General features: G+C 71.2%; 15 protein-coding genes. 6 read left to right on the top strand and 9 right to left on the bottom strand.

The genetic code is table 11. The annotated features are described in order from the left end of the window. Nucleotides 1–2: 2 nt before the first annotated feature. From ACOZ38_RS22895 to ACOZ38_RS22880, 4 genes are read right to left on the bottom strand one after another with little or no spacing between them, the layout of a single operon-like run. The gene (locus tag ACOZ38_RS22895; RefSeq protein WP_424533223.1) at nucleotides 3–1,034 is read right to left on the bottom strand and encodes a glycosyltransferase family 2 protein; all 1,032 of its coding nucleotides are present in this window, start codon (nucleotides 1,032–1,034) and stop codon (nucleotides 3–5) included. A gap of 27 nt (nucleotides 1,035–1,061) precedes the next feature. Then, nucleotides 1,062–2,045 (bottom strand): UbiA prenyltransferase family protein, encoded by a 984-nt coding sequence (locus tag ACOZ38_RS22890; protein ID WP_424533222.1) that lies wholly within the window; start codon nucleotides 2,043–2,045, stop codon nucleotides 1,062–1,064. Between the two features lie 18 nt (nucleotides 2,046–2,063). Next, entirely contained in the window at nucleotides 2,064–3,098 is a 1,035-nt protein-coding gene (locus ACOZ38_RS22885) for an NAD-dependent epimerase/dehydratase family protein (RefSeq protein WP_424533221.1), read from the bottom strand. Continuing rightward, the gene (locus ACOZ38_RS22880) at nucleotides 3,080–4,519 is read right to left on the bottom strand and encodes an aspartate aminotransferase family protein (RefSeq protein ID WP_424533220.1); all 1,440 of its coding nucleotides are present in this window, start codon (nucleotides 4,517–4,519) and stop codon (nucleotides 3,080–3,082) included. Before ACOZ38_RS22880 ends, ACOZ38_RS22885 begins: the two co-directional genes overlap by 19 nt. A gap of 708 nt (nucleotides 4,520–5,227) precedes the next feature. On the opposite strand from ACOZ38_RS22880, the gene ACOZ38_RS22875 reads away from it, so the two are divergent. From ACOZ38_RS22875 to ACOZ38_RS22860, 4 genes are all read left to right on the top strand, one after another. Further along, nucleotides 5,228–7,480 (top strand): BTAD domain-containing putative transcriptional regulator, encoded by a 2,253-nt coding sequence (locus ACOZ38_RS22875; RefSeq protein WP_424533219.1) that lies wholly within the window; start codon nucleotides 5,228–5,230, stop codon nucleotides 7,478–7,480. 151 nt (nucleotides 7,481–7,631) lie between these two features. Then, complete coding sequence (locus ACOZ38_RS22870) at nucleotides 7,632–8,912, top strand: hypothetical protein (protein ID WP_424533218.1); 1,281 nt, start codon at nucleotides 7,632–7,634, stop codon at nucleotides 8,910–8,912. A gap of 1 nt (nucleotide 8,913) precedes the next feature. Continuing rightward, nucleotides 8,914–9,678 carry a hypothetical protein gene (locus ACOZ38_RS22865; RefSeq protein ID WP_424533217.1) on the top strand — a complete coding sequence of 255 codons (765 nt, stop codon included), beginning with the start codon at nucleotides 8,914–8,916 and terminating at the stop codon, nucleotides 9,676–9,678. A gap of 248 nt (nucleotides 9,679–9,926) precedes the next feature. Continuing rightward, nucleotides 9,927–11,222 (top strand): MFS transporter, encoded by a 1,296-nt coding sequence (locus tag ACOZ38_RS22860; protein ID WP_424533216.1) that lies wholly within the window; start codon nucleotides 9,927–9,929, stop codon nucleotides 11,220–11,222. 80 nt (nucleotides 11,223–11,302) lie between these two features. Here ACOZ38_RS22860 and ACOZ38_RS22855 read toward each other — a convergent pair whose 3' ends face one another. Then, complete coding sequence (locus ACOZ38_RS22855; RefSeq protein WP_424533215.1) at nucleotides 11,303–11,554, bottom strand: hypothetical protein; 252 nt, start codon at nucleotides 11,552–11,554, stop codon at nucleotides 11,303–11,305. Nucleotides 11,555–11,610: 56 nt separating this feature from the next. On the opposite strand from ACOZ38_RS22855, the gene ACOZ38_RS22850 reads away from it, so the two are divergent. Beyond that, nucleotides 11,611–11,757, top strand: a complete 147-nt coding sequence (locus tag ACOZ38_RS22850; protein WP_424533214.1) for a hypothetical protein — start codon at nucleotides 11,611–11,613, stop codon at nucleotides 11,755–11,757. A gap of 475 nt (nucleotides 11,758–12,232) precedes the next feature. Beyond that, nucleotides 12,233–13,147: a hypothetical protein gene (locus ACOZ38_RS22845; protein ID WP_424533213.1), complete on the top strand. Its 915-nt coding sequence runs from the start codon at nucleotides 12,233–12,235 to the stop codon at nucleotides 13,145–13,147. Nucleotides 13,148–13,482: 335 nt separating this feature from the next. Here the strand turns inward: ACOZ38_RS22845 and ACOZ38_RS22840 are convergent, their stop codons facing one another. Genes ACOZ38_RS22840 through ACOZ38_RS22825 form a run of 4 tightly spaced genes read right to left on the bottom strand, consistent with a single transcriptional unit; the run spans nucleotide 13,483 to nucleotide 15,330 of the window. Beyond that, nucleotides 13,483–14,211: a hypothetical protein gene (locus tag ACOZ38_RS22840; protein ID WP_424533212.1), complete on the bottom strand. Its 729-nt coding sequence runs from the start codon at nucleotides 14,209–14,211 to the stop codon at nucleotides 13,483–13,485. Next, nucleotides 14,208–14,678: a hypothetical protein gene (locus ACOZ38_RS22835; protein ID WP_424533211.1), complete on the bottom strand. Its 471-nt coding sequence runs from the start codon at nucleotides 14,676–14,678 to the stop codon at nucleotides 14,208–14,210. Before ACOZ38_RS22835 ends, ACOZ38_RS22840 begins: the two co-directional genes overlap by 4 nt. Further along, nucleotides 14,675–14,959, bottom strand: coding sequence for a hypothetical protein (locus ACOZ38_RS22830; protein ID WP_424533210.1), 285 nt, complete (start codon nucleotides 14,957–14,959; stop codon nucleotides 14,675–14,677). Before ACOZ38_RS22830 ends, ACOZ38_RS22835 begins: the two co-directional genes overlap by 4 nt. Beyond that, nucleotides 14,956–15,330: a hypothetical protein gene (locus ACOZ38_RS22825; protein WP_424533209.1), complete on the bottom strand. Its 375-nt coding sequence runs from the start codon at nucleotides 15,328–15,330 to the stop codon at nucleotides 14,956–14,958. Before ACOZ38_RS22825 ends, ACOZ38_RS22830 begins: the two co-directional genes overlap by 4 nt. Nucleotides 15,331–15,530: the final 200 nt, after the last annotated feature.

Below are 15,530 nucleotides of genomic sequence, written 5' to 3'. Positions count from 1 at the left end.
GTTCACCAGCCTTTCGATGGATCGACCGCGCGCCGGCGTGCGGCGGCGCGATGGGAGGGCCCGAAGGAGGAGTCGAGCGCGGCGCGCACCCATCCCACGGCGGCCCCGCCGACCAGCGCCGCGTGGGCGAGGAGGTGCACGGCGGTGAAGTAGGCCAGGAACCCCGGCCCCCTCTCCCGCAGGACGAAGCGCGACAGCGACGGGTCGGACACCGCGAACAGGACGAGGAAGGCCGCCGGCAGGGGAAGCGCGGGCGGCCACGCCAGGCCGAGGGGGAGCGTGGCCATGGTCAGCGCGGCGGCGAGCACGCCGCCCGCGCGGTTGACCACCAGGGCGTCGCGCCGCAGCCGGTTCCGCGCGGAGAAGCGGAGCAGCTGCGCGCGCCGGTACTGCTCGGCGAGCAGGGGCAGCAGCCGGTCGGCCTCGTCGTGGCGGCCGGTGACCTCGGCGGCCAGCCGGATGCGGTGGCGCGCCAGCAGGCGCTCGCTGTACTCGTCGTCCTCGGCGCAGCGCAGGTTGTCGTCGAACGGCCCCACCTGCTCGAACACCGCGCGCGGTACGGCCGCGAGGGCGAAGACGGCGGTCGAGGTCAGGCCCACCGCCCGGCTGAGCGCGTGGTGCAGGTGCAGCGTCCGGTAGGTCTCCACGGGGCCGTCGTCGATGAGCGGCTCCTTGGCGTAGACGCCGTACACGCAGCCGCAGCCGGGATCCTCACCCAGCAGCCGCACCGCGTTCGCCACCGCGTCGGGGGCCAGGCCGACGTCGGAGTCGAGGAAGAACAGGATCTCGCCCCTGCTCGACGCCACACCGGCGTTGCGGGCCGCCGACACCCCCCGGTTGTACGGGTGCCGGACCAGCGTGCAGGGGAACTCACCCGCGATGACCCGCGAGCGGTCCGTGCTGGCGTCGTCGACCACGACCACCTCGATGTCGCGGTAGGTCTGCGCCAGCGCCGCCGCGAGGCAGGCGCGCAGCGTCTTCTCGGAATTGTGGGCCGGGACGATGACCGACACCAGGGGGGAGGTCCTGGGCACGACTGCCGCCTTTCGCGTTGCCGGGGTTCATCGGAGGATCGCCTCGGCCAGCGCCGGATGCCGGGCGAGCACAAGGGTCGTGCCGAGCACGACCGCCAGCGCCAGGCCCGTGGCCGCCAGGCCGCGGTCGCGCAGCACCGCCCGCACCGGGTCGCCCCCGCCGCCCTGGACGAGCACCACCTGCAGATAGCGGAACAGGGCGAACAGCGCGAAGGGCGTGCACAGCAGCATCGCCGCCTGGCCGTACGGCCCGAGGGGCGCCTCGGTGCTCAGGTAGATCAGCCCGGCGACCGCCGTGAGCACGCAGGTGAGCTGGAGGAGCTGGTTGGCCAGCTCCACCGAGTAGCCGCGCAGCGCCGGCCGGTGCGCCGCCCCCGTCTCCAGCAGTTCCTGGCGCCGCTTGCCGATGACCAGCAGCAGCGACACCGAGAACACCGTGACGAGCAGCCAGCCTGAGACGCGTTCCCCGATGGCCACCGACCCCTGGACGACGCGCAGGGCGAAACCCAGCGCGACGGCGCACACGTCGATGAGGGGGATGTGCTTGAGCGAGCGGCTGTAGGCCACGTTGAGCACCAGGTAGGCCAGCAGCGGCCAGTACGGCCTGCCCGGCCCGAACCCGACCAGCACGCCGAGCAGGGCGAGCAGGGCGGTGCAGTACAGGTAGCCGGCCCGTACCGAGACGTGCCCCGCGGCGATGGGACGGTGGCGCTTGGTGGGATGGGCGCGGTCCCGGTCCCGGTCCGCGATGTCGTTGCCGACATAGACGCATGCGCCGGCCAGGACGAACCCGGCGACGGCCCACCCGACCTCGCCGAGCGCCGTGAGGGTCCAGGTGCCCGCGTCGGCGAGCGCGATGGGGACGAGCAGGAGGCTCTTGGCCGCGTGCAGCGGCCGGATCAGGGCGACCAGGCTCGCGAGCGTCCCCGGCCGGCCGCCCGCCGTCCCGCCCGCGGGCGGCTCCGGCCTCTGCGCCATTCCCTGGGGACCGGGAGGGTCGATGACACGCATGTGGACCTCCGGCCCGGGTCAGAAGAAGACCTTCGCGAGCGACAGCGCGCCCTGCCGCCAGGCGTCGCGGCTGGTACGCCCGCCGCGCGCCGCCGGCTCCGCGTTCTCCCGCCACCAGGCGTACGTGCGCAGGATCGCGTCCTGGTTGGAGAGCCCCGGCTCGAAGCCCAGCCGCTCGCGGGCCTTGTCGATGCTGACGTAGGAGTCCGCGAGCAGCTTGTACAGGAGCCGCTCGTACACCGGCGACAGCCGCGTCCTGCCGAGGAGCCGCAGGACGGCGAGGGTGGGTTTGGCCGGGAGCGGCACCACCCGCCCGCCGTGTCCGGCGGCGTCGAGCACCGCCTGGAAGTCCTCGCGCAGGGTGGCGAACACCGCCGCGGCGATGTTGTAGGTGTCGCCGGCGACCTCGGCGGGCGCCTCCAGGGCGCGGACGACCGCGTCCACGAGGTCGTCGATCGCCAGCATCTGGATGCGCACGTCGCCGCGTCCGAGCATGGGGAAGTGGCGCCCCTCCTCGGCCCACTCGAACAGCATCGCGAACAGCCCCATGCGTCCCGGCCCGAGGAAGGTCTTGGGGCGCAGGATCGGCACGCACATCCCCTCCGCCCGGAACTTCTCCGCCACCTCCTCCGCCGCCGCCTTGGCGGCGCTGTAGTGGTCGACCGGCTCGCGGGGATGGTCCTCCGGCGTGGGCACCAGCTTCGGCAGGCCGTACACGGCCGTGGAGGAGATGTGCACGACACGCGGCACGCCCGCCCGGTGACCGGCCCGCAGCACGCTGCGGGTGCCCCCGACGATCACGTCGCGGATCTGGTCGGGCGAGTAGCTCGGCAGCGCGGCGGCGCAGTGCACCACGGCGTCCGCCCCTGTCACGAGCTCGGTCATCAGCGCGGTGTCCCGGATGTCCCCGGTCGCGTACCCGGCCGCCGGGCACTGGCCCGGACGGGGGCGCAGGTCGACACCCAGCACGTCGTACCCCGCGCCCGCCAGGCGCTGGACCAGGTTCGCCCCGAGCATGCCCGAGCTGCCTGTCACTACGACCCGGACGGCCATCGCGGCGCCACCTTCTCCCGTACGAACCTGGCCAGCAGCCGGGGAAGGCCCTGGGCCAGCGTCTTGTCCAGGCTGTCGAGGAAGTACTCGACGTCCGCGGGCTCGACGACCAGCGGCGGCGCGGCCACCAGCGGGTTGTCGCCGTTCAGCGTGTAGTAGGTGTAGACGCCGTGGTCGCGGTACAGGGCGTCGATGACCGAGCAGGTGATGAGCTTGACGCGGATGTGCGGGTCCCTGAGGAGTCCTCCGGGGGCGAGCTTGGCGGCCAGGTCGAGGATCTTCGGCCCCCCGTCCAGGAAGATCCCGTACAGCGCGCCCGAGCCGCGTACGCCGGCCACCGTGTCCGGGTGCTCCTTGCGGATCCGCTCCAGGCCGGGCGCCAGGACGCGCTCGATCTCGCGTGCGCGTCCGGGGTAGTCGTCCTCGACGACGATGTTGAGCGCCTCGATCGCGGTGGCGGTCTCCTCGCCGAACCCGTAGTAGGTCGTGCTGGTGCTGTGCACGAGGGAGTCGGCGAGGTTGTCGTAGGCCTTGCGGAAGACCCGTTCACGCGCGACGTACGCGGAGATGGAGGACTTGCCGCCGCCGAACGACTTGGAGGTGGTGAGGACGTCCGGGATCAGGCCGGGGTAGCGCATGAAGTAGAAGAGGCTGCCGGTCTTGCCCCACCCCGTGTAGATCTCGTCGAAGATCAGCACGATGCCGTGGGCGTCGCAGAGCTCCCGCAGGCCGCGGAGGAACTCCTCGGAGCAGGAGCGCATGGTGGACGCGCTGAACGGCTCGACGATGATCGCGTACACGTCGCAGCCGCCGTCGCGCGCACGCGCCGAGGCCGTCGCGGCGCGCACGGCGTCGAGGTCGCCGTAGGGGAAGGCGACCACTCCGGGGATCCCGGGAAAGCGGAAGCGCTCCTGCGTGCCGGTGAGGGTGCCCGAGCCCAGCAGCTTGCCGTGGAAGCCGATGTCGGCGCGCAGGATCGTCTGTCTGCGCCCGCCGTGGTACTTGTAGGCCAGCTTGACCGCGCCCTCGACCGCCTCGGCGCCGGAGTTGGGGAAGAACGACATGGTGAGGTCGCCGGGCAGCAGCTGGGCGAGGTTGTGGCCGAGCGCCGCCACGTACGGCGAGAAGTACGTCTTGTGCACCTCCATCCGCCGCTCCTCCTGGAAGCGTCTGCGGGCGGCCAGGATGCGCGGGTGGTTGTGGCCGTGGTTGAGCACGCCCACGCCGCCGGTGAAGTCGAGGATCCGCCGGCCGCCGCGGGTCCAGATCCAGGCTCCCTCGGCGCGCTCGACCAGCTCCCTGCCGAAGCCGAGGGATGTCATGAGCGAGACCTGGCTGCGGCTGACGTGTTTCCGGTACAGATCGTGAACGTCCTTCGCGGTCAACCGCTCGCATTCGTCGAGGCTGATCAATTCGGACACGCGCACTCTCTTTCTGTGTCGTCGGACACGAGATTCGACGGGACCGGAAACTCGGGCGGCGAAATGGCCAGACCTGAAAGGGGTTTTCTGTTCGGCGGTCGCGCGTTCACGGGCGATCCTCCTCGGCCGGCTCCGGCGTGACCCCTAATGGGCCCCACGCTTGGTGCTCATCGACCACGTCTGGAACGGAGTCGGATTGACAATGCGGCCCGGCCGTCAAGGCGGGGTAAGGCCGCGGCTTGACATGAGGGGTGCGCACATTTCATGGAGTGAGACGGGACGGTCACCAGGTGGACGGAGCGGGCGGCGCGCGGCCAGGCCGATCGCGGCGCCCGCGTGTTCCACGGGGCCTTTCACCTGCTGATCCACCACTCAGGCCCGCCGGTCTCGCTGGCGCGGCGCGCGGGTCTCAGGATCCGAGAAACACTCACAACCGACGTGACACGCGAGGAAACACGGAGAAATGCGGGGTGATGTGGCGAACGATGACCTTGGAACGGGTCGCGATGTGGCGAACGATGACCTGGGACCGATCGCGAAGTGCCGGACGATGACCGGGGAACGCGTTACGCGAGCCTCCATCGCCATCATTCGTAATGGGGCCGGAAGGCCAGGTCTCAAATCGCGGGAGAGGCGAATATATGACGTCGAAGAACAGGACGACCCCGGCCGCAGCTGTTTGTGAGGACTGTGTGATAGTGCCGGGCCATGCGGTTTCGTGTCCTCGGCACGCTTGAGGCCCGCTCCGGCAGCAATCGGCTGGTCCGGCTCGGCGCGGCCAAGCAGCGCGCGCTGCTGGCGGTCCTGTTGCTGAACGTCAATCGGCCCGTGCACGTCGACCGGCTGGTCGAGGCGCTGTGGCCGCAGCGGCCACCTCGTACGGCGGCGGTCGCGCTGCGCACCTACGTGTCCGCCCTCAGGCGGGTGCTCGGGCTCACCGACCCCGCCGATGCCCCGCTTCTGTCCACCGTGCCAGGCGGCTATCAGATGCGGCTCTCCCCGGCCGACCTCGACCTGCTGACCTTCGAGGAGCTCGTGGCCCAGGGGCAGCAGGCCATGGCCGGCGGGCGGCCGGTGCTCGCGGCGGAACGGCTGCGGCGGGCGCTCGGGCTGTGGCGCGGCCGGCCGTTCGAGGACGTCGCGCTGGATCCCCGGCTGGGAGCCGAGCTGATCCGGCTGGAGGAGCGCAAGGCCGCCGCGCAGGAGACCTGGATCGACGCCCAGCTCGCACTCGGCAACCACGGCGACCTGCTCGCCGAGCTGGGGGAGCTGGTGGCGGAGCAGCCGCTCAGGGAGCGGCTGCGGGCCCAGTGGATGCTCGCCCTGTACCGCTCCGGCCGCCAGGCAGAGGCCCTGCGCGCCTACCGCGACCTGCGCGGGCAGCTGGTGCGGGAGCTGGGCGTCGAGCCGAGCCCGCCGTTGCAGCGGCTGCACCGCCAAATACTGACCGGTCACCCCGACCTGGCCCCGCCCGCGGGCGTGGCCGGCGCCCGGCCCGGCCCGCCCGCGGTGCCGCGGCAGCTTCCCCGGGACATCCCGAGCTTCACCGGCAGGGCGGCGGAGCTGGCCCGCCTGCGCGCGCTCGTCCACCAGGCAGACCGGCCGGGCGCCCCGGTGATCGGCGCCATCGACGGCATGGCCGGGGTCGGCAAGACCACCCTCGCGGTGCACGCCGCGCACCGGCTGGCCGGGGGGTTCGCCGACGGGCAGGTGTTCGTCGACCTGCACGGCTTCACGCAGGGGGTGTCGCCGGTCTACCCGGCCGACGCCCTGGAACAGCTCCTGCGCTCCCTGGGCGTGCCGGGCGAGCAGATCCCCCACGACCTGGACGCCCGCGCCGCGCTGTACCGCAGCCGGCTGGCCGGCAAGCGCGTGCTCATCCTGCTGGACAACGCGGCCGAGGAGGCCCAGGTGCGTCCGCTGCTGCCCGGCGCGCCCGGCTGCCTGACGCTGGTGACCAGCCGCAGGCGCCTGACCGGGCTGGAGGACGTGCGGCCGCTGTCCCTGGACGTCCTGCCGCGTGGCGACGCGCTCGCCCTGTTCACCAGCAGCGCGGGGGAGCGGCGCGTGGCCGGGCAGCCGCCCGAGCTGCTCACCGAGATCGTCGAGCTGTGCGGCCGGCTGCCGCTGGCGATCCGCATCGCCGCCGCCCGGTTGCGGGGCCGGCCCGGCTGGACGCCGGCGCACCTGGCCGACCGGCTGCGCGACCACCAGCACCGGCTCGGCGAGCTGGAGGTCGGCCGGCTCAGCGTCACGGCCACCATGGACCTGTCGTACCACCACCTCAGCCCCGGCAGGCAGGGCATGTACCGGCTGCTCGGCCTGCACCCGGGGCCCGACATCGAGCGCCACGCCGCGGCCGCCCTGGCCGGCACCACCCCCCAGCACGCGAGCCGGCTCCTGGACGACCTCGTCGACGCCCACCTGCTGCACGAGCCGGTGCCGGGCCGGTACTGCTTCCACGACCTGCTACGCGCGCACGCGACCGCCACGCTGGCTGACGAGGACACCGACGCCGACCGGCGCACCGCGCTCACCCGGCTGTTCGACCACTACATCCACACCGCCTCGGCCGCGATGGGCCTGGCCCATCCGCACGAGCCCGGCCACCCGCCTCCCGTACGCACCCCCGCCGGGCCCGCGCAGGCCCTCCACGACCAGGCACGCGCGGTGGAATGGCTGGACGCCGAGCTGACCAACCTGCTCGCCACCGTCGTCCACGCCGCCAGGTACGGCTGGCCCGCCCACGCCCTGCACCTGTCGGCGACCCTGGACCGTCACCTGCGCACCCGCGCCCACTACACCTACGCCCGCACCCTGCACAGCAACGCCCTGCAGGCGGTGGCGTGCGCACACCGCGACCTCGGCCGCCACGAGCAGGCCAGGAAGCTGTGGCAGCGCGCCCTGGACCTCCTCACCGACCTCGGCGTCCCGGACGCGGACCCCGAACGGTTCCCGTAGCCGCGTTTGAGTAGGGGCCTACTCATGCGCCGCCCCCCGCCCGCGGCGCAAGATCGGGATGACCGGGAGGACGCCGCGACATGCCGGCGTGCTCCCGCATGGCGGCATGCGAGGGCGACCGCGTCGGCGGTCGCCGGGATGGGGAAGCGCGGTGAACGTCCTGCTGGTGATGGTCTTCGTGGCCGTCGGACTCGTCCTGCTCGGCCGGTGGCTGCGCGGGAGGAGGACCGGGCGTCCGCTGACCGTGGAGGAGAAGGCCCCCACCTTCCAGGTGGTGACGCTGGGCCTGCAGGGTTCCGGCAAGACGCTGCTCCTCGCGAGCATGTACCACCGGCTCAAGGCGCCCGCGGGCCAGTGCTACTTCCTCACCGCTCCGCACGACGACGTGCTGCTGCTCAACCAGTGGTACGCCCAGATGGTGGACACGGCGGCCTCCGGCGACTGGCCGCGCGGCACCGCCAAGGGGGAGAGCCGGCAGTTCACCTTCACCGTGAAGACCCACATGGCGGGCACGGCACTCACGATCCTGCGTCTGAAGTACCTGGAGTACGCGGGCGAGCTGCTCACCGAGATCCAGGACGCGGGCTCCACCAGGCAGAAGGAGCTGTTCGCCCAGATCGACTCGGCGGACGCGCTGATCGGCGTGATCGACGGATACCGGATCAGGCAGCACCTGGACGGGCATCCCGCCGGGCCGCTGTACCTGGAGCGGACGCTCAACGCACTGCTTCCGGTGATGATCGAGGCGACGGCTCCGATCAGCTTCGTCATCACCAAATGGGATCTGCTGACAGAGCTCCATCCCGATGAGAGCACTCGGCTCGGCATCGTGCACAACCTGCTGACCTCCAACGACCTGTTCCGGTCGCTGGTGAGCCTGCACAGCGCAGAAAGGGTGGTCCGGCTGATCCCGGTGAGCGCGGTGGGCCCCGGCTTCGCCGAGGTCGACGCGCGGGGTGAGATCGTCAAGGTCTCCCGGGCCCCGGCGCACCCGGCCAACGTGGACGTCCCGCTGTCCGCGGTGGTCCCCGACATGTTCGACCAGGTCGAGAGCCGGCTCAACAGCGAGGCGCGGGCGGCTCTGAGCGCCGAGGTGCGCAGGCGGAGCCGGCAGGGCGCCCTGGAGGCGCTGGCCTCCGCGAGCCTGTTCGCCGGGCAGATGGCGGGGCGCGCGCTGCTGGCCGCCTTCGGCCCCTCGGCGGCGGTCATCGGCGAGTCCATGCTGGGGCTGTTCCTGGACTCCCGGCTGGGCGGGCGCGGGGACGACGGGATCCGCCTCGACCAGGAGCTGAGCGAGGCCGAGCGGCGCGTCGAGACCCTCCGCCTGGCACGGCGCAGGGTCCTGTACGACATGCGGCGCAAAGTGGACATGATGGAAGGCCGGCTGCCGTACTCCAGGCTCTCGGACGGCCACATCCGGGACGGGAGCTGACATGGGCGACCGCTCCTCCGCCCGGGGCTGGCCGTTCCTGGTCGCCCGGGGCCGCCACCGCGGGTACCGGACCCTGCTGGCCCCGGGCTTCCTCATCGCCGAGCGGGACCACGGTGTGCTGGACGACTCGGTGGTGCCGAGCACCCACCAGGACCGGGCCACCGTCATCGAGGTCGTGACCGGCGCGGGACGCCGGCTGGCCGTCGCGCACGCCACCCATCTGGTCACCTCGGCCGACATCGCGGAGCCGGGCGCCCCGCCCTCCGAGCAGGAGCCGCGCGACCAGCACAGCCGCCCGCTGCAGCTGATCTACGGGTTCGTCTGCCTGGACGGGCCGGTCGGCGAGCCAGACCGGGAGGATCTGCGGGTGTGCCGCCAGGCGTCGCTGGGCGCGTACCGCCGGTTCCTCGGCGACGAGGAGGGATTCACGGTGGAGCCCAGCGAGGACTTCCCGCTGCGGTCGCCGGTCGTCCGGCGCCCCACCGCGCCCGTGCTGCGGCCCGCGCGGGTGTCGCCGATGAGCGGCTACGACGACCGCGTACGGCCGCGGGCCGGCCGGGGGACGGTCCTGGCCGCCGCCGGAGTGCTGCTGGTCGCGGTGATCCTGGCGGTCGTGTGGTTCACCCGCCCGGAACCGCGCGTGGAATGTCCGAGGCCCGAGCAGAAGATCGCCTCAGAGCCGCAGTGGCCGTCCGGCACGCCGGCCGCCACCTGCCTGCAGGACGGACGTCCGAAGGGCGGTGAACCGGCCGGACCCCCGAGGTGAGACAGGCCGCGCGCGGCGCGCGGTCTCACCGAAGGGTCATGTGCGTACTCCACGGATTCCCGATGCGCCGGGTGCGGAAAGTTTACCGGGAGAGCCCCGGGGGAGTCCTTCCTCCGCGTGCGAGCGCCGACCGCTCGGTTCGCTCCGTCGCCTGCGCGTCCCGAATACGCGCGCCTGAAGGAGGGACGCCCGGCCAGAATTCGGTGTGCGCGTTTCCCGGGAGCCGAGGCGACAGGAGAGCCGATTCGATGAGCAGCCAGGCAGGGCCCGCACCCACCCACCCGTTACGACAGCCGACCTTCTCGCGGCTCTGGGCGGCCAGCTTCTTCACCGAGGTCACCCGGTGGGGCCTGCTCATCGCGGTGCCGCTGTACGCACTGAGCCTGACCGGGTCGGCGCTGATCACCTCCACCGTGGCCATGCTCGGGCTGCTGCCGAGCCTGGTGCTCACGCCCCTGGCAGGCATCTTCGCCGACCGGTGGAACCCCGCGCGGTTCCTGGCCGGGCTCGCGATCACTCGCGCCGTCCTGCTGCTGCCGCTGCTTCTCGTGCAGGACACGCGGCACCTGTGGATCCTCTACCTGGTCGCGGCGGCCGAGGCGGGGCTCACCGCGATGTTCGAGTCGGTGAAGAACGCCCTGCTGCCGACGGTGGTCGCGCCGGCCCAGCTCGTGACCGCCAACGCGACGATCAGCCTCAACTCCAACCTCGGACGCCTGGTCGGCAGCCCGCTCGGCGGGCTGATGCTCACCTGGGCCGGGATCAACGGCGTGGTGGCCGCGGTCGTGGCGCCGCTCGTCCTGACCGTGCCGCTGGTGATGACGATCTCGGGCACCCGGTCCGCGAGCGCCCCGCCCGGCCCCGGCACCGCGTTCTGGCGGGAGTCGGTGGCCGGCCTGCGGACGATCTGGGCGTCGGGCCGGCTGCGCGCGGTCACCATCGTCGTCAGCCTCATGTCCGTCGCCCAGGGAATGTTCGTCATCCTCTTCCTGCTGTTCGTCACCGACCTGCTGGGCGGGGGCGAGTCCGAGGCGGGCCTGCTCCGCGGCGTGCAGGCGGTCGGCGGGCTGATCGGCGGCGCGCTGGCCGGGGTCATCGCCCGCAGGCTGAACATGAACCAGTTCGTCAGCCACGGCCTGATGATCTTCGCGTTGATCAGCCTGGTCATCTGGAACTCCGCGCTGCTGACCACCGCGCTGTGGGTCTACGTTGGGCTGTTCGTCCTGGCGGGAGCGCCGGGAGTGTGGATCATGGCGGGCTGGCTGTCCGTGGTGCAGCGCGCCACGCCCGCCGGCCTGCGCGGCAGGGTGATGAGCAGCTTCCTGGCCCTGTCCGACGGCCTGCAGGCCCTCGGCATGCTGCTCGCCGGCGTGCTCGTCAGCTTCATCCCGACCCTCGGCCTGCTCAACCTGCAGGCGGCGGTCCTTCTCCTCGCCTCCGTGCTCGCGTGGCGGATGCTCACCGACGATCGGACGGACGTGCCCGCCGCGGTCGTCCTGCCGAGTGAGGAATCCCGCGCGTCCGAGGAATCCCGCTCGTCCTGACGCCGGGGGCAGGCGGGGCCGGTCCGGCCGATCACGAACCCGTAGGGGCGGTCAGGCCGCCCGGACCCGGCCCCGCCCGCTCACCTGGACGTCCTCTGCGACGACACCGCGAGGGGAACGCGCGTGGGGTACGAGCCGGTGAAGCATCCGGTGCAGAGCGACCTGTCGCTTCCGACTGCGTCCGTCATCGACTCGACCGACAGGAACTCCAGCGTGTTGGCCCCGACGAACGCGGCGATCTCTCCGGTCGTCATGACGTGGCCGGCCAGCTCCTCGCGGGAGCTGATGTCCACCCCGAAGAAGCACGGCCACGCGATCTTCGCGGAGGCCACCCCAGCGCCTGCCGCCGCGCCGTGTCGTCAGGACGGAGGAAGGTGCGACCGAGATAGTGCCTCCTGACCCCTTCGGGCCTGCGGGGGCCCGGCTCTACCGCACGGGCGCCCTCGGACGCTGGCTGCCGAACGGAGAGCTGGAGTTCCTCGGCCGGGCCAACCAGCAGGTGAAGGTCCGGGGCCGCGCTGACCGCGCAACCTGACGTGCGCCAGGCGCTGGTGACCGTGTCGCGCACCCCGGTCTCGACTGCCGTAAGGCGCCTGGGAAGCGGAAACGCTCCGTCTCTCCTCCGGAAGGGGCGGGGCGTTTCGCTGTATGGCTCTTGCCGTCTTCGGCCGACGGGAGCTCTTCGCCCGGTAGGAACGTGCCAAACCCGCCAATTTCCTGCAAAAGATCAGTGGCGGATGGGACGCTATCCGTCATGAGTGACTATTAGAACGATCGAGACTTACCCGTCCTGACCGCAATCGTGCAGTTGTACGGCGACAACCCCGGGGTCGTCTCCACGGTGGCGATCCAGCAGGCGAGCGGCCTGGACGAGCAGAGCGTGCAAAGGCGCTTGGCTCCCTGAGGCACAGCGGGTATTTCGAGGTCAGCGGCGAGACCCTTGTGGGCAACATCGACGGAGTCTCCCGGGTCACCGATAAAGCCCGGCACGCCGTCAAGAGCTGAACCCCGTGCCGTTCTCCGTAGCACAGTTCGCGCAAGACTCCGGCTTCGAGCGCTACGCCCTCGACGTCCTCGCCCCTGCCATCATCCCTTCCCACGGACTCCAGATCATCGACTATCTGGACCAGGACAGGGAGCGGCCGCGCATCGACGCCCACGTCAGTCCCGCCCCGGTCAGGACCGTCGTCCGCTTCGGGGGGGAGCCCGCCAACATCGACGTCAGCCCTCTCGTCTTCGGCATGGCATGGAAGATCCTCGACCTCATCGTTGAGCCCCTCCTATCCCCTCGCGCCGACGGCAAGCCGCCGACCATCGAGGCGAAGGTGCGGACGGCGCTCAACGGGCTCGGGGCCACGGGGACCAAGCCCTTCCACAACGAGCCAGAGCTGTGGAAGCGGGTCATGCAGCTCTACGGCAAAACCGTGGACCTGCGTCACTCCATCGTCCATCGCCACCTCATCGTGAATGACGACGGATCTCTTGAAGCGAGCCATGACCCGGCCCCGCTGGTGCCTCCGACCGTTATGACCCCTGGGCAGCTGGCGTACTTCGTCCGTGCGGTCCAAGGGTTCTACACCGCCCTTCTCAAGGAGCGGCTGCCAGTTCGTGAACGCGGAAACCTGGGCTTCCTGCTCGACCAGTTGGATGATCACCATTCTTGCGGTCCCCTCGGGGGACGAGAGGTGCGCCGGTCAGTTCTTGTGCGTGTCCGGCCAAAGCCGCTGCCCTCGGGGAAGTTCCTGTTCGACGCGCGGCCATACCTCGCCGAGGCACTTGATCGGTTCCCCGGTGCTGGGTGTGACGTGCAGCTGTACTTCCCCGATGGCTTCGTGCTCGGCGGTCACCTGGAGGACGCGCCCACCGAGGGCCCCTGTGAAATTCGGCTGGACGACCCGCCCAAGTGGCTTGAGCACCTTCGGTAGTGCGGGCCCGCCCTCCTACTCCGGGAGGGCGGCCTGCTCTTTGCGTACGGCTACGGCTCGAGCTGGTCGCTGTCGTCGCGGGGCTTGCGGCTGTCCCGGTGGTCCAGCCAGGCCAGCGCAGAAGACGATGAACAGCCCGGCAAGCACGAGCGCCGCAACATCGCCATTGATGAAATCTTGCTGTGAATGCATCGGGTTCTCCGTGGTGGCTGGAATGGATGACGCGGCGGCACACCCCGACGCCTGGCGAGGGGAGGTGTGCGCCGCCGCGTCGTACCCGCCCATGCCCCACGACAGGGAAGGACAGGGACGGGGGATTGGCGCGGACCGGATGTCTAAGGGTCCTTTCCGGGCCGCATGTCGTGGAGCTTTACGGCCATTCGCGTGGCAAGCACGTAGGGATGCAGGGCGAACTCGTCGAACCCCACGAACACGTTGTGACCAGTGCGACGCGCGGCCCCGCCCACGCCTGGCTCGAACACGTCAGCCAGCACTCCCGCCGGTTCGGAGTAGGCGGCCGTGTAGACCGCCGCGGACTTACGCAGCTGTGGGCAGTAGGCCAGCGACTCGGGGATGCATGCCCGGCAGGTGGGAGGGGCGTTGGTGAGGCCGCCGTCCTTGCCGGTCGCGCGGAAGGCGGTCTCAGTGATCACCCACCAGACTCTGCCGGTCTCCGGATCGGTCCCCGGCTCGCCGCAGACCTGGCACAGGTCGCGTTCCATGCACCGCCACTGCCTTCGGACGTTGAGCATCCGCCACATGGGTTCTCCACGCCGGTTCTGCCGGATGCGGGCACGCAGTACCCCGTTCACCCAGTCGGACCGGCGCGAGTCGGGATAGGTGAGCCGCACTCCACCGGAGGAGCGGTGATCGGCGAACAGCAACGGATGTTGCACAGCCTCGTCGGACCAGGCGATGACATATGGGACCCGCAACGCGGCGGCCATGGCGACATCGGGGGTAGTGGACATCAGTCGCGGCTGGTGTCCCTTGAGGTGCTGGACGTCGTACCGCGGCCCGGCGGGGTCCGCCTGGGAAGCGGGACAGCCGCCGGGCCTGCTCATGGCCGCACCGTGCCATCCGGAGATACGACAGGCGGGGACCCGAGGATGGACGCATCCCGGACGCGGCCTACGGCGTAGCCGGTCTGGCGGGCGATCTCGTCTTGCGCGGCGAGCGCCATCACCAGGGCCGGAGCGTCGTCGCGGACGAGATTGGGCAGGAGGCCGGCGGCACGCTGGGAATGAGTCAGCGGCTTACGCCTGGTGGCCTGCCACCCGCCCGGATTACCGTTGGGCTCGGTGATTCGAGTGAAGCACCATCCCGGGTAGCTCTGTTCGAGCGTAGCGATCTGTTGCTCGATCAGCGCGGTGACCTCCTCGGGCATGGGAGGTGGCTCGGCAGGCCGAGTGGAGGTGCTGGGGAAGTAGCCACCCACGCCGATCCCCGCGGTCGGGGGAAAGCCGTACGGGTCGCGCAGCTCGCCGTCACCCTCCTTGGGGTCGCTTGCGTGCTTACTGCGGCCGGTCATGCCGCCCTCACCGAGAGACGAAACGGTGCCATCGCGTCGAACTCGACATCCCGCATCACTTCGCGCAGCTCCTCGGCGGTATGCGCGTAGACCATCGGCGACTCGCAGGACCAGAGGGCGATGGCATAAAATCGACGGCTCCCGACGCCATAGAAGATGTGCCAGGCGGGTTCCATCTGGTCGAGCTGGGCGGCTGCGGCCTTCTTTGCCAGATCCCAGCGGCGGGGGATTACCTGGCCGGGCTGCAGACCGGGCGCATGCCGTCCTGGTGCCCGGCTCACGCCGCCGCCTCGCGGGGGTACGGCTCACGCCGACCGGGCGAGGGCTTATCCGGGTAGCGGCCACGGCTGTGCTGGGCGGGGGACACTGGCCGAGCGTGCTGGCCGGGGCGCGAGGCGGGCGCCGGGGGGTGAAGCCTCAGCGGGCGCGCCGGGGCCGCAGCGGGCAGCCGGTCGCATAGGCCGAGGTGTCGCCGGGCGTCCAGTCGGGCGCGCATCTGCGCGGCGGTCGGCTGCTTCCACTGGTGGTGACGGCGATGCGGGAGGCTGGAGGCGTTGTGCGCGTAGGGGGCGTGGCCGCACCATCGGTAGCCGAGCGGCAACGGCGGGTGGTCGGCGTGCCAGCGGATCCGGATAGCTCTAGCCTTGACCATGGTTCAGGACCTCGATTCCTGAGCAAGGGACCCGTTCGGCGTGGCATCGCCTGCGGGTCCCGCTTTATTTGCCGGGCTTATCAGTCTCCGGGAGAGCCCGCCGGTAGATAGAGCCCCAGAAGAGTTAGCGCTGCCCGTCGTCCTGACCTGGACTTAAGCGTCAGGTGAATCTTCTCGGTTAGCTCTGATGCGGCGAATAT

The sequence above is a fragment of the Sphaerisporangium viridialbum genome (genome assembly GCF_049674955.1).
In the GTDB taxonomy this organism is placed as follows: Bacteria; Actinomycetota; Actinomycetes; order Streptosporangiales; family Streptosporangiaceae; genus Sphaerisporangium; species Sphaerisporangium viridialbum.
Note: the sequence above shows the minus strand (reverse complement) of the source record. Positions and strands in the feature narration are given on the sequence as shown.